Origin of the sequence: Phaeobacter sp. JH20_26 (genome assembly GCF_048056275.1) — a bacterium.
Lineage (GTDB): Bacteria > Pseudomonadota > Alphaproteobacteria > Rhodobacterales > Rhodobacteraceae > Phaeobacter > Phaeobacter bryozoorum.
Genome location: NZ_JAYMWL010000005.1, coordinates 38,769 through 57,212 on the forward strand (window position 1 = coordinate 38,769; position 18,444 = coordinate 57,212).

Annotated in this window: 11 protein-coding genes; 5 read left to right on the top strand and 6 right to left on the bottom strand. The window is 64.3% G+C overall.

The features are described 5' to 3' along the window. Positions 1–153: 153 nt before the first annotated feature. The 5 genes from VWY60_RS01965 to VWY60_RS01985 form a co-directional block, all read right to left on the bottom strand. Positions 154–786, bottom strand: coding sequence for a queuosine precursor transporter (locus VWY60_RS01965; RefSeq protein WP_416540835.1), 633 nt, complete (start codon positions 784–786; stop codon positions 154–156). Positions 787–919: 133 nt separating this feature from the next. Beyond that, positions 920–1,849 (bottom strand): esterase-like activity of phytase family protein, encoded by a 930-nt coding sequence (locus VWY60_RS01970; RefSeq protein WP_416534576.1) that lies wholly within the window; start codon positions 1,847–1,849, stop codon positions 920–922. Beyond that, positions 1,822–2,745: a penicillin-insensitive murein endopeptidase gene (mepA, locus tag VWY60_RS01975; protein ID WP_416540836.1), complete on the bottom strand. Its 924-nt coding sequence runs from the start codon at positions 2,743–2,745 to the stop codon at positions 1,822–1,824. The genes VWY60_RS01970 and mepA overlap by 28 nt, the downstream gene beginning before the upstream one ends. Continuing rightward, a complete protein-coding gene (locus tag VWY60_RS01980) occupies positions 2,742–4,163 on the bottom strand; it encodes an MFS transporter (protein ID WP_416540890.1) in 1,422 nt (473 codons plus the stop codon). Before VWY60_RS01980 ends, mepA begins: the two co-directional genes overlap by 4 nt. A 111-nt stretch (positions 4,164–4,274) precedes the next feature. After that, complete coding sequence (locus tag VWY60_RS01985) at positions 4,275–4,853, bottom strand: acyl-CoA thioesterase (protein WP_340546401.1); 579 nt, start codon at positions 4,851–4,853, stop codon at positions 4,275–4,277. Positions 4,854–4,987: 134 nt separating this feature from the next. On the opposite strand from VWY60_RS01985, the gene VWY60_RS01990 reads away from it, so the two are divergent. The 3 genes from VWY60_RS01990 to yaaA all read left to right on the top strand — a co-directional run bounded on the left by VWY60_RS01990 (position 4,988) and on the right by yaaA (position 8,384). Then, positions 4,988–5,275: a YggT family protein gene (locus VWY60_RS01990; protein WP_416540837.1), complete on the top strand. Its 288-nt coding sequence runs from the start codon at positions 4,988–4,990 to the stop codon at positions 5,273–5,275. A 200-nt stretch (positions 5,276–5,475) separates the two neighbouring features. Next, positions 5,476–7,590 (top strand): DNA helicase RecQ, encoded by a 2,115-nt coding sequence (gene recQ / locus VWY60_RS01995; RefSeq protein ID WP_416540838.1) that lies wholly within the window; start codon positions 5,476–5,478, stop codon positions 7,588–7,590. Between the two features lie 29 nt (positions 7,591–7,619). Continuing rightward, positions 7,620–8,384 (top strand): peroxide stress protein YaaA, encoded by a 765-nt coding sequence (gene yaaA, locus VWY60_RS02000; RefSeq protein ID WP_416540839.1) that lies wholly within the window; start codon positions 7,620–7,622, stop codon positions 8,382–8,384. A gap of 16 nt (positions 8,385–8,400) precedes the next feature. Here yaaA and VWY60_RS02005 read toward each other — a convergent pair whose 3' ends face one another. Next, the gene (locus VWY60_RS02005; protein ID WP_416540840.1) at positions 8,401–10,731 is read right to left on the bottom strand and encodes a response regulator; all 2,331 of its coding nucleotides are present in this window, start codon (positions 10,729–10,731) and stop codon (positions 8,401–8,403) included. Positions 10,732–11,038: 307 nt separating this feature from the next. Here VWY60_RS02005 and VWY60_RS02010 point away from each other — a divergent pair, with 307 nt between their 5' ends. Next, positions 11,039–16,348, top strand: a complete 5,310-nt coding sequence (locus tag VWY60_RS02010; RefSeq protein ID WP_416540841.1) for an alpha-2-macroglobulin family protein — start codon at positions 11,039–11,041, stop codon at positions 16,346–16,348. A gap of 14 nt (positions 16,349–16,362) precedes the next feature. After that, complete coding sequence (gene pbpC / locus VWY60_RS02015; RefSeq protein ID WP_416540891.1) at positions 16,363–18,432, top strand: penicillin-binding protein 1C; 2,070 nt, start codon at positions 16,363–16,365, stop codon at positions 18,430–18,432. Positions 18,433–18,444 lie beyond the last annotated feature (12 nt).

Consider the following 18,444-nt stretch of genomic DNA (forward strand, 5'->3'; position numbering starts at 1 on the left):
CAGAGAGGGCTGCCTCAGAGGGCCGCCGCTCCGGTTGTTGCTACGCCTTGCTCCAATACCTTTCTTGACACTGGATCACCTCCTTTTCTCTCTGTTTCCGCTGTCTTGGATGGTGGCACGGAACTGGAAGATCTCCAAATAAAAAGACGGCTGTCAGTTAACGCTGGCCTGCGACCGTGTAAGACGTGCCACGATCAGGCGGAAGGGGACGAGCGCCAGCAGCGCCAGTGCCACTTTCACGCCCCAGTCGGCAACAGCAAGCGAGACCCAGAGCGGGGCGACGGGGCCAGTGCCGAGGATCGGCAGCATTTCACCGGCCCAGCTGACATCATTGCCGGGTTCCAGCCAGACCAGAGCGCCGGAAAAGGCGATGCTGAAGAACAGCGCGGTGTCGACCGTGGCGCCGATCAAGGTCGAGGTCAGCGGTGCCCGCCACCAGGCGCCATTGCGCAGGGCGGCAAAGATCGAGACGTCCAGCAGCTGTGCTGTGAGGAAGGCAAGGCCGGAGGCGATGGCGATGCGCAGGGTCACGAGGGGGCCGAATTCGCCCATGATCTGGGTGCCGATCAGCGAGCAGATGACGCCAACGACAAAACCGGCCAGCACCACCTTGCGAGCGGGTCCGGTGCCATAGACGCGGTTGGTCACATCGGTCACGAGGAAGGCGATGGGATAGGTGAAGGCGCCCCAGGTCAGCCATTGGCCGAACAGGAATTGCACCAGGATATTGGAGGCCACAACAACAGCGGCCATGGCAAGAATGCCAGGAAGGTAAGAGCGTGTCATTTTGCAGTCCGTTTTTTAGACAAGGTCGCGGAGACTTGTTTCGCCGATGCGAAAGATCAGGCCCAATAGCGGAAAAGCCCCTGTTTGGGCAAGAGATTTGTCAGGTATTGCCTGCTGTCGCACCGGTGGTGGCCTAATCGGGCAGCCGGTATTCCACCAGTTCGGTGCGTTGCAGCGATTTGAAGTTGTCGTCGGAGACCATAGTGGCGCGCAGCGCGCCGCTGCTGTCGCGCCAGATCGAGACGCCCTCCAGATTGTCGTGCAGACCGAGACCGGTTTGCAGCAATGTGACCTCGCCGCTGATGCCATCGGCGGTGATGTCCCAGCGCCGCAGGCGGCTGCGAAAGCCGATGAAGCCAAAGTCGCGTTCCAGGAGGTAGAAGCGGCCGTCAGGGCCGAAATCGGCGCCCACAGGGAGGAATTTTCCCCGGCTCGGCAGATCAAAGGGACGGTCCCATCGGCTGCCATTCCACCGCCAGACGGGGATATCTCCGGCCTCGGTCAGGGCGCGTTCCGGCAGCGTGTAGAGATGGCCCTTGCCGTCGATGGCGAGGGCCTCCAGCGCCTTGTTCAGGGGCAGGCGGCGAAAGGCCTTTGGGCGGGGCAGCACCTCGGCGCGACTGTCACCCCGGCGGTGCCGGGCCACGCGCGAGACGCCTTCAAAGGAGATGAAGAGGGTGCCGTCACGCGCGATGGCGAGGCCTTCTGCGTCGACGATCCGCCCGCGCAGGATCGCGCCGTCTGATGCGCGCAGCTTATGGGCCTCGGTCGGGGTGATGGCCTCGATGGGGTGCAGTGCCGCGGTTCCGCGCTGAATGCGGGCGGTGACGATGGTGGCCCGATCGCTGACCACGGTCATCTGCGCCCCGTCCGGCGACAGCGACAGGGCGGAGAACCCGCCGAACCATTTGGCCGGGTGGGTCCAGCGATAGGCCGCGATGAACTGCGCCCCGCCCGGCTGTGCGGCCGAGGCGACGGGCCGATAGGCCAGCAGCGCCGTGAGAGAGATGGTCAGCGCCGCTGCCAGCCCGAGGCTCAGTTTGATTGCAGAACGGCGGCGCATTGCTGAGGCAGGTCCGAAAGAGTGTATTCACGCCGGGGTTTGGGCGGCGGCGCATTGGGGTCGCGCGGTTTTGGCGGCGGCGGATTCAGGATGTCCTTCACCCACTGGAGCGCGTCATCGCAGCCGTCGCCGCGCGGGGGCGGATCCTGATCGACACAGCCGCGCGCGCCGGCCGGGCATTTCAGCCGGACGTGGAAGTGGTAGTGATGGCCGTACCAGGGCCGGACCTTGCGCAGCCAGTCGCGGTTGCCCTTCTCGTCGTTGCACATCTGGACCTTGGCGCCGGGGAAGACAAAGATCCGCGCCACGCGGTCATCCTTGGCGGCGGCGCGCAGGATGGCGTGGTGCTGGGGTGACCAGCTGGAATTGGTGTAGGCACCATTGGCCCGGCGCAGGGAGATCGAGGAGATTTTCTCGCGTTCGTCGACGGAGAGGTCGAGGCGCTTGGCCGGCAGCATCCAGATATCGGCGTCCAGACCCACCTGATGACTGCGGTGCCCGGACAGCATCGGGCCGCCGCGCGGCTGGCTGATATCGCCGACATAGAGCCCGTTCCAGCCGCTCTGGCGGGCGGCAACGCGGCTCAGATCCTTGATAAAGTCGATGGTTTCGGGATGGCCCCAGTTGCGGTTGCGCGACAGGCGCATCGCCTGCCAGGTCGGGCCGGTCTGGGGCAGCTGTTCTGCCCCGGCCACGCAGCCCTTGGCATAGGAGCCATGCGGTGCGGGTTTCTGCGCGGAGCCTGCGCGTTTGGCACCGAACAGCTGCTTTGCGGGTACGTCCGAGTTTGCAGAGCGGCTAACCACCGGATTGGCGGAGGGTGATCGGCTGTCCCCGGCGGGGGCGCAGGCTGTCAACAGGAGGGCGGTGAGGGTGATGTATCGACTGAACTTCAACTCTGGTCTCCTTCTGCATTGACCCAGCGCAGAACGATGAGCCCGATAATGAACAATAGAATAACCGGTGCAATGCCGAGGCGGGCACTGCCGGTGAGCGTGGTGGCTATTCCGATCAGGGCCGGTGCCAGAAAGGCTGTGGCGCGACCCGAAAGGCCATAAAGACCGAAGGCCTCGGTCGCGTTCTCGGGCGTGGTGTGGCGGACCATGAGGCTGCGGCTGGCGGCCTGAAGGATACCACCAAAGCCACCGATCAGCACACCGCAGGCAAAGAAGACGGCGTCAGGCAGGCCGGAGCCTTCGGCGAGAGAGAGGCCAAAGAACTGGTCGCGGGACATGTTGACGACCAGGAAACAGACGATTGTCAGGATCAGAATTGCGGTGGTGATGACCGGTTTCGGGCCAAAGCGGCGATCCGCCAGCCCGCCGAGCCAGCTGAACAGCGCCGAGGAAATCACGGCGATGATGCCGAAGACGCCGATCAGGGTGATTTCCCAGCCCAGCACCAGCCGCGCGTAAATTCCGCCAAAGGCATAAAGCCCGTTCAGCGCATCCCGGTAGAGCATCGAGGAGATCAGATAGCCGGTCAGGCTGGCGCGATGGCGCAGACTGCGGACGGCGCGACCAACGGAACGGATGGCATCGCCAAACCGCCCGCGCGCGCCGGTGATGGCATCGTCGCGCACCCAGCGGAAATAGGGGATGATAAAGAGCGCAAACCAGATCGCTGTCAGCGGGCCTGCGGCGCGGGTGCCTTCGCGGGTCTCCGCATCCAGCCCCAGAATGGGATCAATCCCGATCAGGGTTTTGCCATTCCCCTGTTCGACGAACAATGTGAGCATCAGGAAAAGCGCGATCACCCCACCAAGGTATCCGATGGCAAAGCCGGTGCCTGAGATGGTGCCGACGTCTTCCTTGTTGCCGAGAGAGGGCAGCTGCGCATTGACAAAGATCAGCGCAAATTCCGCGCCGATAAAGCCGAAGCCAAAGCTGATGAGCATCCACCAGAGGTTTGATCCGTCCGGGTCCATGAACCACAGGCCCCAGGCGCCGGTCACATACATCAGTGAAAACATCATGATCCAGGGCATTTTGCGCCCGGAGATATCCGCAAGCGCGCCCAGAAACGGCCCGCCAAGGCCGATCATCAGGCCGGTGATGGTGAGGCACATCGACCAGACCGTCTGCGCCTGCGCCTTTGCCGCCTCATCCGCGAGGCCCTGGGTCAGGTAATACTCGGCGGCAACGGCTGCGAAGAAGGGCGCAAAGACAAAGGTGACCAGCAGCGTGTGATAGGGCTGACTGGCCCAGTCGAAGGCCCACCAGCCCCAGATGCGCTTGCGCATGGATATCTGCGTCATGCCTCGTCGTCCCTCGCCCGATGCCTGTCGTGGTCTTTTGTCGTTACCTTTTGGTATGACAGGCCGGTATGGGGTTAGGCAAGCGTGTCCTGCGTTGACCTGTGGTAGATCGCGCTGGTCCTTCGTACAGCCATATGCTGTGCGGCCGGATGCTGCGGCGGGCCGACCCTAGCCGTTTTGGAGGGTTTCGGGCGCCGCAGGGGCAGGATCCGCCATCATCGGTGGCCAGGGGCGGCCTGCGTCCGCCTCGCACCAGGCCTTGATCCAGGCGGGCATCTCGGGGGCGAGGCTGTCGGTGCGACCGATGGTTTTGAGCACCTCCTGCGGTGCGACGATCCCCTTGGCATCTGTGATGGCGGTGCGCAGCATCACGTGGCTGGCGCAGTCGCCGTTGGATTTCCACATGGATTGTTCCAGATAGATGAAGCGATCGTCCCAGGCCACTGCCCGGCTGCGCATCTCGAACCGTTCAAAGCCGCGGATGCGGCGGCGAAACCGCACCGTGGTGCCCGCAACCGTCATGCCCCAGCGACGGCTGCGCAGGGCGCCGATCAGGCCGACACGCTGGGCCAGCATGGTACGGCCCAGATCATAGAGCGTCATCGCACGGCCGTTGTTGAGCTCCATCCAGATATCCAGATCCCAGGGCCAGCAGATGTGGCGGGAAACATGGGTGTCGGTCAGATCCAGCGGCGGCATCCGGCGGGCAACCAGCAGATCCTTGATCAGGCGGACGATGGGAAACATGGGCGCGCTCTCCTGTGTGATGTGCCCGTGTTGCCATCTGTTTACAGCGCGTCAACCGCAACCTCGCGGCAGTCTTGCGATTTTGCGCGGGCGCGCTTACCTGTGGACAGGCTCCAAAAAGGGAAATCAAAGAGATGCTGTCGCTGTTTCAAATTCTGATGCTGATCCTGGACATCGTCTGGTTCTTCATCATCGCCCATGTGATCATGAGCTGGCTGATCAATTTTCAGGTTCTGAACCTCAATCAGCAATTTGTGGCGCAGGTCTGGTATGGTCTGAACCGCTTGTTAGAGCCGCTTTATGCGCCAGTGCGCCGCATTTTGCCCAATATGCAGGGCCTCGATCTGGCGCCGCTGGTGGTGCTGATCGCCGTTTATGCGCTGCGGATTATTCTGACCAACAATATCGCCGTGTTCTATTGACCCAATGGGCCGAGGCGCGGCGATCGCTCTGATCGCGGCGCGGCGATTGATGCGGATGGACCGCCCAGGCATCGGCCTGCGGCGGTCTTTTCGGTGCCACTTGTCTGACGGTCGGGGGTGCGCACCCTTGTGGGTCGAATCCCGTTGTGGGATTGTAGCTGCCAAGACGAGCAGAACACAAAACGAGGCCCCCAGCCCCCATGTCCGCATTGCAGCCGGAAATGACCGCTCCGACCGGGGCGACCTCCACTGGCACATCCGTCACCGCTGCCTGTGCTACTGGCGCGACGCCGCTGTTGCGGGAAATCTTTGGCTTTGACGGGTTTCGCCCGGGGCAGGAGGAGATCGTCGACGCCGTGACCGCCGGGGAAAACGTGCTGGCGATCATGCCAACCGGCGGCGGCAAATCCCTATGCTTCCAACTGCCTGCCCTGCTGCGTGAAGGGGTCACGGTGGTGATCTCGCCGCTGATTGCATTGATGCGCGATCAGGTGCGGGCGTTGCAGGAGGTTGGCGTGACCGCCGGGGCGCTGACGTCCGGCAATACCGACGAAGAAACCGAGGCGGTCTGGCAGTCCATTGAGGAGGGGCGGCTGAAGCTTCTGTATATGGCGCCGGAACGGCTGGCCTCCGGGGCGGCGATGGGGATGCTGCGGCGGATCGGTGTCAGCCTCATCGCGGTGGATGAGGCGCATTGCGTCAGCCAGTGGGGCCATGATTTCCGCCCCGATTACCTGCGGATTGGTGAATTGCGGCGGGCGCTGGACGTGCCGCTGGCGGCCTTTACCGCGACCGCAGATCAGGAAACCCGCGAAGAGATTGTCGAGAAGCTGTTTGATGGTGTCGCACCGCGCAGTTTCCTGCGCGGCTTTGACCGGCCCAATATCCATCTTGCCTTTGCCACCAAAGACAGCCCGCGCCGTCAGATACTCGAGTTTGCGGCCGCCCGAAAAGGTCAATCCGGCATCGTCTATTGTGGGACACGTGCCAAGACCGAAGCGCTGGCGGCGGGGCTGCGCGAGGCGGGCCACGCCGCCTGTTATTATCACGGTGGCATGGACGCCGAGGACCGGCGCGGGGTGGAGACGCGCTTTGCCCGCGAGGACGGTCTGATCGTTGTGGCCACGGTGGCCTTTGGCATGGGGATCGACAAGCCCGATATTCGCTGGGTCGCCCATGCGGATCTGCCCAAATCCATCGAGGCCTATTATCAGGAAATCGGACGCGGTGGCCGCGACGGCGCGCCTGCCGAGACGCTGACGCTGTTCGGGCCGGAAGATATTCGACTGCGTCGCAGTCAGATCGACGAGGGTCTGGCGCCGCCGGACCGCCGCAGTGCAGACCATGCCCGGCTGAATGCGCTGCTCGGACTGGCCGAAGCGCTGAAATGCCGCCGCCAGACCTTGCTGGCCTATTTCGGCGAGGCGGCTGAGCCCTGTGGCAACTGTGATCTCTGCGACCAGCCGGTGGATGTGTTCGACGGCACCACGGCGGTGCGCAAGGCACTGTCGGCGATCCTGCGAACGAACGAGACCTATGGATCGGGACATCTGATCGACATTCTGGTGGGCAATGCTACCGACCGGGTGCGTGACAAGCGGCATGACGATCTGTCGGTCTTTGGCTGTGGCAAGGAATATGGCAAGCGACAGTGGCAGGCGGTGTTCCGGCAGATGATGGGGCATGATCTGGTGCGCCCCGATCCCGAACGCCATGGCGCGCTGCGGATGACCGAGGCAGCGCTGCCGGTTCTGCGCGGTGAACAGGACATTGCGCTGCGCCGCGACACCATCAGCTCTGCCAAGCGCAGCCCTGCGGTAAAGGCGCTGGTGTCGGATGAGGACGCGCCGCTGTTGTCGGCACTGAAAGCCAAGCGGCGCGCGCTGGCCGAGGCGCAGAAAGTGCCGGCTTATGTTATCTTTGCGGATCGCACGCTGATCGAGATGGCCGAAACCCGGCCCGATACGCTGGATAAAATGGCGCGGATCGGCGGTGTCGGGGCGAAGAAACTGGAGCGGTATGGCAGCGATTTCCTGTCGGTGATCACCGGCGAGAGCGCGGCGCTGCACCCGATGCGGCGCAAGCTGGCCGGGCGCGATGCCGGATCGGTTTATGATGCGTTGATGGCTGTGCAGGCGGAGCTGGCGCGGGGCAGCGACGGAACCGAGAAACCGCTGAGCTGTTCTGCGGCGCAGCTGGCGAAGCTGGCGCAGGTCCGTCCGCAGACTGAAATCGCCATCACAAGGCTGTTAGGCGAGCGCCGCGCGGAACGTTTTGCAGCGGCGTTTCTGGACGTCTTGCGCGGCGCGGGCTAGGTCTTGTCCAGAACAGATGGGGGCAGAATATGCTGGTAGTGACTTCTCCGGCCAAAAAGCTGGACTGGAGCGAACGCGACGTTGAGATGACATGGCCCGCCATGCACGACGCGGCGGTGGATCTGGCATCCGTGGCGCGCGATCTGTCGGTCGCCGAGCTGATGAAGCTGATGCATATCAGCGAGGATCTGGGCAAGCTGAACTACGAGAGATTTCAGAGCTTTACCGCCGATCCGGGCAGCGATGCCACGCGCCCGGCCGCGCTGGCCTTTGCGGGTGACACCTATCAGGGGCTGGAGGCGGGATCTCTGGACGCGGAGGAATTGGCCTGGGCGCAGGACCATTTCCGCATTCTGTCGGGCCTTTACGGGCTGCTGCGGCCGCTGGATGCGATGCAGGCCTACCGGCTGGAGATGGGATCGCGGCTGAAGACGGCAAAGGGCAAGAATCTCTATGACTACTGGGGGCGGGACATCTCTGATGCGCTGAATGCCCAAGGTGAGGCCGTGGGCAGCGATGTGCTGGTGAACTGCGCCAGCCAGGAGTATTTCGGCGCGGTTGATCGCGAAGCGCTGGCGCTGCGGGTCGTGACGCCTGTCTTCATGGAAGACAAGAACGGCACGCCCAAGGTGGTGAGCTTTTACGCCAAGCGGGCGCGGGGCGCGATGGCGCGCTACATCATTCAGAACCGGCTAAGCGATCCTGCGGCGTTGCTGGATTTTGACAGCGGCGGCTATCGCTACATGCCGGAGATGTCGGAGCCGGATCAGCCGGTGTTCCTGCGCGCGGGCTGAGCGGGGCCGGTGCAGATCAGGCGGCGCCGGTCTGGGTGAGGTCGTCATCCGCCAGCGGCGCCGCCTCGGCAGGCAGATAGGCGTGAATACGTTCGTGGATCAGCGCCTTGCGCAGGGGTTTGGTCAGGTAGTGATCCAGACCTGCGGCGAGAATCCCGTCTGAATCGCCGGCCATCGCATGGGCCGTGAGGGCGACAACCGGCGTGTAGATGCCGGTGCCGTGTTCCAGCGCGCGGATTTTCTGCGTTGCCTCCTTGCCGTCCATCACCGGCATCGAGATATCCATGAAAATCAGGTCAGGCTGGAAGGACTGATAGGCCTCCACCGCCTCAATCCCGTTGCTGGCAAATTGCAGATCTATGTTCAGATCTTTCACCATTTTGCGGAACACAAGCTGATTGGTCCGGTTGTCTTCTGCTGCCAGAATCCGCATCAGCCGGGGCGTCGGGGTGGCATCGACCGCCGCGGCGATCGGGGCCGGAGCCAGGGTCGGCGCCACGGTCGGGGAGGGCGCCGGGGCCGTTGGCTGCGCTGACGGCAGCGGTGTGGCCACCGTGTCGAGCACCTGCGGTGTGGCTGCAACCGGCTCAACGATATCTGCGGCACGCGCCGCTGATCCACGCTTGGGCAGGTCGACAAGCCGCTGGAACAGCTCGTCCCGCTGGATCGGTTTCAGCAGCACGCTGTCTGTCACGGATTGTACAACCGCGTTGCTGGCTGCTGTGGGGTCGCTGCTGAGCATGAGGATCGGTACACTGGCAAAGGAGCCGGAGCGCAGTTTGCGGGCCAGTTCGACCCCATCCTGATCGGGCAGTTGTTCATCGCAGATGACCAGATCGACGTCCTCAGGCATCTGGGCAATTGCGGTGGTGCCATTGTCAAAGACCGTCACATCCAGCCCCAGCGTCGCCAGCTGTTTGCTGAGCACGTCGCGCATGACCGATTGGGACTCGATAACCACGACCTGACACAGCCCCTTGGGCAGCGTCGGGATGCTGGTTGAAGCGCCCTCTGCCAGTGGCAGCTCCATGCGGAAACCGAAGCAGGACCCCTTGCCCTCCTCGCTTTCGACCCAGATCTCGCCGCCCATCAGTTCAATCAGCCGCTTTGAGATCGCAAGGCCAAGGCCGGTGCCCTCAAACTGGCGATTGCGCTCATCCTCGACCTGATTGAATTCGCCAAAGATGTCCTGCACCTTCTCTGCGGGGATGCCGATGCCGGTGTCTTCGATGGTGACATGGATCGAACAGATCTTGTCGTCAGCATTGGAGATGCCGGTGATTTGCAGGGCAACATGACCTTCTGAGGTGAATTTCACCGCGTTGCCGACAAGATTGGTGAGCACCTGGCGAATGCGTCCGGGATCCCCGACGAAGCTGGTTGGCAGGAACAGATCGTAGTCCAGCAGCAGTGTCAGCCCCTTGTCCCGTGCGGTGGGCTGAAGCAGCATCAGCACCTCATGCACACTGCGCTCCAGATCAAAGGGTTCAGGATGCAGCTGCAGTTTCTGCGCCTCGATCTTGGAATAGTCGAGCACATCATTGATGATGACCAAAAGCGCCTCGCCGGAGTTTTTGATCGTGTTGGCGTAGAGCTGTTGTTCCTCGTTCAGATTGGTGTCGCTGAGCAGCTCGGCCATGCCGACAACACCGTTCATCGGGGTGCGAATCTCATGGGACATATTGGCCAGGAAGGCGGATTTGGCACGATTTGCGGCCTCGGCCCGCTCGCGGGCGGCCTCAAGCTCCTCCTCGTATTGGACGGTGGAGGTGATATCGAGCGCCAGGCTGACCATATCGCCGCCATGGCCGCGCTGATCCAGCAGCCGCAGGTAGCGGTCGTCCCACATCCGTACGACCACAGGTTCGGGGGAGGGCGACAGCCAGCGCTCCGACATCTGGGCTCGCCAGTGATCGGGATCCTGTTCTCCGGTGTTCACCAGCCCCTCATCGGTGAGAATCTGCAGGATCCGCACGTAGGAGACGCCCGGCGCCACTTCCTCCAGCCCGTCGAACAGGTCGAGATAGGCGCCATTGGCGCCGATCAGTTTGCTGTCGGCATCAAAGAAGGCAAAGCCGTCCTGAAAGGCCTGGATCGAATGCCAAAGCCGTCGCTCGGCGCGCTCAACCTTTTCGTTGGCGGTGGACAGGTCCGATTTCACCTTGGCGTTTTCGTCGCGCACCGTCGCGACCTCGGCCTGGGTGACGCCGATCTGGCGTGTCAATGCCAGCGCATGGCGCCCGAGTTTGCGGTTGGCTGCCGAAAGTTCCGCCTGCTTCAATTCAAGCAGGCGCTCCGCCGCGAGACGCGCGCGTCGTTCTTCCGTCAATCTGTCAGCAAGGTTCATCCCTGCGAACTCCACATAAAACCAACACGACCTGTCTGCCCTACTTTGGCGGGCAGAGATTAAATTGAGATTAGTTCATCTGTTACGTTGCGATATCTTGCTATGGCGTTAACCCCGTGCCAGCCTCTTGGCAGGTCTGGAGGGTTCTATTGTGCGTGTGCCTGTTTCATTTGTTGTACTTTTGTGCGGTTGGCTTGTTCAACCATTAGTTGTTTTCGCTGATTCAATTTTTCCGGAAACGCGCTATGTCATTCAGCGCGACACCGATCATTTCGGGGCCGATCTTGGGCCGCTTTTTGACACCGATTTGCGCAGTTGCGCGCGGGCTTGTTCGGCACAGACCGATTGTGTCGGGTTTGCCTTCAACAGCCGATCAAACGCCTGTTTCCCAAAATCGGCGATGGATCAGCCGTCGCCCTATGACGGGGCGTTTTCAGCGCATAAGCTTCTCGCCGGTGCTGCAGAGAAGCAGGCGGCCAAACAGCGCGCCGCGGCCTTGCAGGGGCTGGAGGTTGCGGATCTGGCTGCGGTGTCCAAACAGGCAGAAAACCTTGGCCTGCGCTTTCCAACGGGTGGATCCAGCGTTGAGGATCTGATTGCTGCGGCGCAGGGGGCACCGTCGGCAGCGGCGCTGCGGTGGGTTGCCGAGGCTGTGGTGCTGAGCGATCGCGGCGATCTGTGGCTGGACTATGCCCGCAGGCTGCTGCGTCAGGAACTCAACGGATCCGCCCAACGCCGCGCCCATGAAGAGGCCTTTGCCGCGGCGCTCAATGCCTATCTGCGCAGTTCGCAGCCGGCGGCGCAGGCGGCCGGATTGATCACCGCCGCAGAGGCGTTGGAACAGCTGGGACGGGGACGTGCCGCGCTGGCGGTTCTGCGGCTGGCGGCAGATCGTGACACCAGCGCGAAACTGTCGCTACGTCTGGATGAGGCAATTGCCAAATATGGATTTCGTGTCACCGGGAGCCGGGTTGAGAGCGACAGCGCATCGCCCCGCATTTGTGTCGAATTTTCTGAAGATTTGGTACGCAGCGGGATCGACTACAGCGACTTTGTAAAACTGGCCGATCCGCGTCTGGTTGCCGAGTCGACCGCGCGCGAGCTGTGTATTGACGGTGTGGAGCATGGCACCCGCTACCGGGTGATGCTGCGGCGCGGGCTGCCGGCGGCAACCGGCGAGACATTGGCCAAGGATGTAACGCTGACCCACTACGTGCGGGATCGCGCCCCCAACGTGCGATTCTCCGGGCGGTCCTATGTGCTGCCCAAGGGAGATCAGGTGGCGGTGCCGGTTGAGACGGTAAACGCGACCACGCTTGATCTGCGCCTGCGCCGTGTGAGCGATCGCAACCTGCTGCGAACCCTACAGGAGGATTATTTTGCCCGGCCGCTGTCGCAGTGGCAGGATGAACATTTCGCCAGCGATATTGCCGAGGAAATCTGGACCGGCACCGCGGAGGTCCAGCAGGATCTGAACCAATCGGTGACCACACGGCTGCCGCTTGATGAGGCGCTGGCGGATCAGCCGGTAGGTCTTTATGCGCTGAGCGCGCAGGTTCCGGGGGCCGATCCCTATGAGGCGCCTGCGGCAACCCAATGGTTCGTGCTGACGGATCTGGGTTTGAGCACCATGCTGGGCAGTGATGGGCTGCATGTGCAGGTACAGGGACTGGCAGATGCCGCGCCGCGCGCGGGCGTTCGTTTGCAGCTGATCTCCAATGCCAACGCGGTGCTGGGGACGGCAGTCAGCGACGCTGATGGCTATGCCCGTTTCGACGCGGGGTTGACCCGTGGAGAGGGGGCATCGGCTCCGGCTGTCATCATGGCGCTGAGCGGCGATGAGGACGCGGCGAAGGTCGATTTTGCCTTTCTCTCATTGCGGGACGCCGCCTTTGATCTGTCGGACCGGGGGGTGGAGGGGCGTCTGGCGCCGGGTCCGATTGACGTGTTCCTGACCACTGATCGGGGGGCTTATCGTGCGGGTGAGGTGATTCATGCGACCGCCCTTGCCCGTGATCCGAGGGCCGAGGCGCTTCCGGGCGTGCCCTTGATCGCGGTTCTGAACCGCCCGGACGGGGTCGAATACGCCCGGGTGGTTTCCGATCAGGGGGCGCTGGGCGGCCATGTGTTCCGCCTGCCGATTGGCGATACGGCACCGCGCGGAACCTGGCGGTTGTCGATTCTGTCGGACCCCGAAGCCCCGGCGCTGGCCAGCAGGCAACTTCTGGTCGAGGATTTTCTGCCTGAACGCATTGATTTCACGCAAGAGCTGGCGGCAGGAACCGACCAAGGTCTGCGTCCGGGCACAAGCGCCCCCTTGCGGATCGAAGCGCGGTATCTGTTTGGTGCACCGGGCCGCGACCTGACTATCGAGGGCGAGGTGACCCTGCGCCCGGCGGAACAGGTGAGCGGTTGGACGGGCTATCGCTTTGGTCGCCATGACGAGGTCGTCGCGCCGCAGAGCCGCTATTTCGGCGGGATGAGCACCGATGCCTCGGGTCTGGGCGTGGTTACCGTGACACTGCCGGAGATTGACGCGCCGGGTCAGCCTCTGGTTGCGGAGGTGACCACCCGGCTGGCCGATGGGGGCGCGCGACCCGTCGAACGGCAGATGACCGTGCCCATGCAGCCTGACGGGCCGGTGATTGGTATCAAGCCGCTTTTTGAAGAGGTCGTCGCAGAGGGCGATGCGGCGCGGTTTTCGGTGATTGCGCTGGCCCCGGACGGTAGCACGCGGGATATGCCGGTCACATGGAGTTTGAACCGGGTGGAAACCCGCTACCAGTGGTATCAGCTCTACGGCAACTGGAACTGGGAGCCGACCACCCGGCGCAGCCGGATCGCGACGGGTGAGGCAACCCTGAGCGCGGCGACGCCTCTGGTGCTGGAGCAGCCGGTGGACTGGGGCCGGTATGAGCTGGTGATCGAACATCGGGGCACGCCCTATGTGGCGGCTTCGACCGATTTCTATGCAGGGTGGTATGTGCCTGACGAGGGGGCTGATACGCCCGACCAGCTGGACGTCTTTCTTGATCGCGACAGTTACCAGCCCGGCGATACAGCGCGGTTGCGGCTGGTCACCCGCGCGGCTGGCACGGCTCTGGTTTCGGTGATGTCGAACCGGTTGATCAGCCGCCAGATGGTCGAGGTTCCCGCCGGGGAGACGGTGATTCCACTGGCAGTTGGTGCCGACTGGGGCAGCGGGGCATATGTCTCGGCGATGGTGGTGCAGCCGCTTGCTGGCAAAGCGGATCAGACCCCGACCCGCGCATTGGGGCTTGCCCATGCTCGCGTCATTCGCCCGGGCCAGGCGCTGGAGGTAACCTTGGACCTCCCCGAGGTGGCCCGCCCCCGCCGGACACAGCTGGCCCGCGTCGAGGTCGCGGGGGCCGCTCCCGGTGAAGAGGTCTGGCTGACGCTGGCGGCGGTTGATCTTGGGATATTGAACCTCACCGGGTTTCAGAGCCCGGACCCCCTGGCGCATTACTATGGCCAGCGGCGGCTCGGGATGGAGCTGCGGGATCTCTACGGTCGCCTGATCGAGAGTGGCAACGGCGCCTTGGGCCGGGTGCGCTCCGGCGGCGATGCTGGGGCGGGGATGCGACTGCAGTCGCCGCCACCGACGCAGGATCTGATGGCGGTGTTTTCCGGTCCGGTGAAGGTCAAGGCCGATGGAACGGCCGAGGTGCCGATCGCGCTGCCAGCGTTTAACGGCACGGTTCGGGTGATGGCTGTCGCCTGGTCGCAAGATGCGGTTGGACAGGCGGAGCGGGACATGGTGGTGCGCGATCCGATCGTGGTGAGCGCCAATGCCCCGCGTTTTCTGGCGCCCGGAGACAGCAGCCGGGTTCTTGTGGAGCTCACTCATGCAGATGGGCCCGCAGGCCAACTGAGCCTTGCGGCGCGGGTCCTTGGCGGCGGGCTTGAGATCGGGACATTGCCGAAAGTCCTGGAGCTGGCCGATGGCGCAGATACCACCCTGATGCTGCCGGTCGAAGCGCTGGCTGTCGGAGATCCGGAGATTGAGCTCGCCGTGACGACACCAGAGGGCGAAACGCTGATCCAGACGCTGCGCCTGCCGGTGCGGGCCAATGATCCGATGGTTGCCACAACCAGACGGTTCAGGCTGGCGGCGGGGGATAGTTTTCTGTTCTCATCTGACGTCTTTACCGGGCTGCGACCGGGCGGCGCGCGGGCAGTGATGTCCGCGGGGCCGCTGGCGCGGTTCGACGTGCCGGGTCTGCTGACGGGCCTCGACCTCTACCCCTATGGCTGTACCGAGCAGATCACATCCCGGGCGCTGCCGTTGCTGTATCTGTCGTCGGTGGCACAGGCTGCCGGGTTGGGTGACGGGCCGCAGGTTGACGCCCGGATTGACAGCGCCATTCAGCAGGTGCTGTCGCGGCAGGCCAGCAATGGCGGTTTTGGTCTGTGGCGCGCCGAAAGCGGTGATTTCTGGCTGGATGCTTATGCCAGCGATTTTCTGAGCCGCGCGCGTGTGCAGGGCTATCAGGTCGCTGACACCCGGTTCCGGCAGGCCTTGGACAACCTGCGCAACCGGGTGAATTATGCCCCCGATTTCGAGAATGGAGGTGAGGACATCGCCTATGCGCTGCTGGTGCTGGCGCGCGAGGGGGAGGCGGCGATGGGCGATCTGCGCTATTACGCAGACGTTAAGGCTGCGGATTTCGCCACACCCCTGGCCGTTGCCCAGATCGGGGCGGCGCTGGCGGCCTATGGCGATCAGCGCCGGGCCGATCAGATGTTTGCCCGGGCGGCCTCTATGTTGCAGGGGGATGATCCCGATCCGACCCTGTGGCGCGCCGACTATGGCAGCCAGCGCCGCGATCAGGCCGGTGTCCTGGCCCTGGCCAGCGAGGCCGGTTCGCAGGCGGTGGACAGCCGTCGTCTGAGCGCGGGCCTGACAGCCGATGGCCGGCTGCTGTCCACGCAGGAAAGCGCCTGGACGCTGATGGCGGCTCATGCGCTGATCGAGGGCGGTGGTGGCTCCGGTCTGCTGGTCAATGGACAGGCGACGGACGGGCCATTTGTTGAGGTCTTGGATGGAGATCAGGATCGCGATCCGCTGGCGCTGACGGCGGCCTCGGGCAAGGAGGTCGATATCACCCTCACCACCCTTGGCGTTCCGCTGGTGGCGGCGCCGGCAGGGGGAACTGGTTACAGCATCGAGCGGAGCTATTACACACTGGAGGGCGAGGCACTGGCTCCGGATCAGTTCACGGTTGGCGACCGCTTTGTCACCGTGCTGCGGGTGGTCCCGTTTGAGCCGGGTGGCGCGCGGTTGATGATCAATGATCCGCTGCCTGCGGGGCTGGAGATTGATAATCCCAGCCTGCTGCGATCCGGTGATCTGAGCGGGCTAGACTGGCTGACGCTGAGCGACGCGCGACATGCAGAATTCCGTGCGGACCGGTTTCTGGCGGCTGTCGATCTGCGGAGGGGCCGCGGCGACGAGGCCGGGGCGCCGGTGACGCTGGCCTATGTGGCGCGGGCGGTGACGCCCGGTCTGTTCCACCACCCGGCGGCGTCGGTTGAGGATATGTACCGGCCCGCCAGCCGGGCCCGCACCGCCACCGGGCGCGTGCAGGTCCGGTGATCCGCGCGCCAAGGATGCGGCTACGGGCGCGCTCCTCCTGGCGGCTGCTGGGAGGGGCGGCTGCCCTATGCGTGACCATTGCTGCGCTGGGATTGGGGGTCGAGACCTGGATCGCCCGAACGCCGATGCCCGCAACACTGGCGGAGACAGCCACCGAGGTGCGCGACCGAAACGGCCAGTTGCTGCGGGCCTATCCGGTTGCCGATGGGATCTGGCGGATGGCGGTGCGGCCGGATCAGGTCGACGCCGGCTATCGCGCGATGCTGCTGCGCTATGAGGACAAGCGGTTCTACGACCATGGCGGCGTTGATGCGCTTGCTCTGCTGCGGGCGGCGGCGCAGGCGGTGTGGCAGCGGCGTGTGGTCTCGGGTGGCTCGACGCTGACGATGCAGGTGGCGCGGCTGCTGGAGGATGGCAGCACCGGGCGCTGGGCAGGAAAACTGCGCCAGATTCGGCTGGCGCTGGCGCTGGAGCGACGCCTGACCAAGGCGCAGATCCTTGAGCTGTATCTGGTTCACGCGCCCTTTGGTGGCAATCTGGAAGGCGTGCGGGCGGCGAGCTATGCCTGGTTCGGCAAGGAGCCGTTGCGGTTGTCTCCGGCGGAGGCGGCGCTGCTGGTCGCCTTGCCGCAGGCACCGGAGGCGCGCCGCCCGGATCGCGCTCCGAAACCTGCAGAGATGGCCCGCAACCGGGTATTGGCGCGGATGGCAGCCGCAGGCGTCTTGCCGGTGGAGGCGGCCGAGGCTGCGCAGCGGGCGCGGATCCCCCGGCAAATGCTCCCCTTCCCGCAGATGGCCCCGCATCTGGCGGATCGCGTGAAGGCCGAGACGCCGGAGCTTGCGCGGATTGATCTGACGGTGGAGGCCGGATTACAGCACCGGCTGGCGCGGCTGTTGGCGCAGACCGTCGCGCGGCAGGACGCCCGGCTGTCGGCGGCGGTGCTGGTGGCCGATCACCAGAGCGGCGAGATCCTCGCCTCGGTCGGCTCAGCCGGATATCAGGATGATCTGCGACAGGGGTTTGTGGATATGACGCGCGCGGCGCGTTCGCCGGGGTCCACGCTGAAACCGCTGGTCTATGGTCTTGCCTTTGATCAGGGGCTGGCGCACCCGGAAACCATGATCCACGACGGGCCTATTGATATCGACGGGTATGCGCCACAGAATTTTGACGGAGGTTATCGCGGAGACCTGCGGATGCGGCGTGCGCTGCAATTATCGCTGAATACGCCGGTAATACGGGTGATGCAGGCGCTGGGTCCGGTGCGGTTGATGTCAGCCCTGCGTCGCGGTGGCGCGCGACCGCAACTGCCCGGCGGCAAGCCGGGACTGGCGGTGGCGTTGGGCGGGGTGGGCCTGTCGCTGCATGATCTGATGCAGGTCTATGCCGGGCTGGCGTTGGGCGGGCAGGGGCCCCGGTTGCGGGTGCGTATGGAGGCGCCGTTTGAACGGATGCCACGCCTGTTGAGCGAGGTCTCAGCCTGGCATCTCACCGATGTTCTGCGCGATGTGCCGCCGCCAGCAGGTGCGCCTGCTGGCGTGCTGGCCTATAAGACAGGGACGTCCTACGGGCACCGCGATACCTGGGCGATTGGCTGGGATGGTCGCCATGTGGTTGGCGTCTGGCTTGGCCGGGCCGATGGCACGCCGGTGCCGGGCGCCTTTGGCGCGGAGCTGGCGGCCCCACTGTTGTTTGAGGCCTTCGGGCGGCTCGGGACCGGTTTCGCACCGCTCGCTCCGGCGCCTCGCTCGGCGTTGCGGGTGGCCACTTCGGAGCTGCCGCTGCCCTTGCAGCGCTTTGACGGCGGTCGGGCGGGTGGCCAGCCCGCTGACGCGGTGCAGCTGGCGTTTCCACCGGACGGTGCGGCGCTGATGCTGGCAGAGGATGGACAGGTCACCCTGCGGATCAAAGGCGGCGAGGCGCCGTTTCTGGTGCTGGCCAATCAAAAGCCGGTGGTGACCGGCGCCCGCCGCCGCAGCATTGATCTGCCGGGGATGGAGCGCGGATTTTCAACACTGGTGGTGGTTGATCGCAATGGTCGCTCCGATCAGGCCCGCGTGCGGATCACCCGCCCAGGTGAGTAGCGCAGATCCGGC

Coding starts and splice junctions, on each gene's coding strand:
- VWY60_RS01965 (WP_416540835.1), bottom strand. CDS start 786: ATGACACGCTCTTACCTTCCTGGCATTCTTGCCATGGCCGCTGTTGTT.
- VWY60_RS01970 (WP_416534576.1), bottom strand. CDS start 1,849: ATGCGCCGCCGTTCTGCAATCAAACTGAGCCTCGGGCTGGCAGCGGCG.
- VWY60_RS01985 (WP_340546401.1), bottom strand. CDS start 4,853: ATGTTTCCCATCGTCCGCCTGATCAAGGATCTGCTGGTTGCCCGCCGG.
- VWY60_RS01990 (WP_416540837.1), top strand. CDS start 4,988: ATGCTGTCGCTGTTTCAAATTCTGATGCTGATCCTGGACATCGTCTGG.
- recQ (WP_416540838.1), top strand. CDS start 5,476: ATGTCCGCATTGCAGCCGGAAATGACCGCTCCGACCGGGGCGACCTCC.
- yaaA (WP_416540839.1), top strand. CDS start 7,620: ATGCTGGTAGTGACTTCTCCGGCCAAAAAGCTGGACTGGAGCGAACGC.
- VWY60_RS02005 (WP_416540840.1), bottom strand. CDS start 10,731: ATGAACCTTGCTGACAGATTGACGGAAGAACGACGCGCGCGTCTCGCG.
- pbpC (WP_416540891.1), top strand. CDS start 16,363: ATGCGGCTACGGGCGCGCTCCTCCTGGCGGCTGCTGGGAGGGGCGGCT.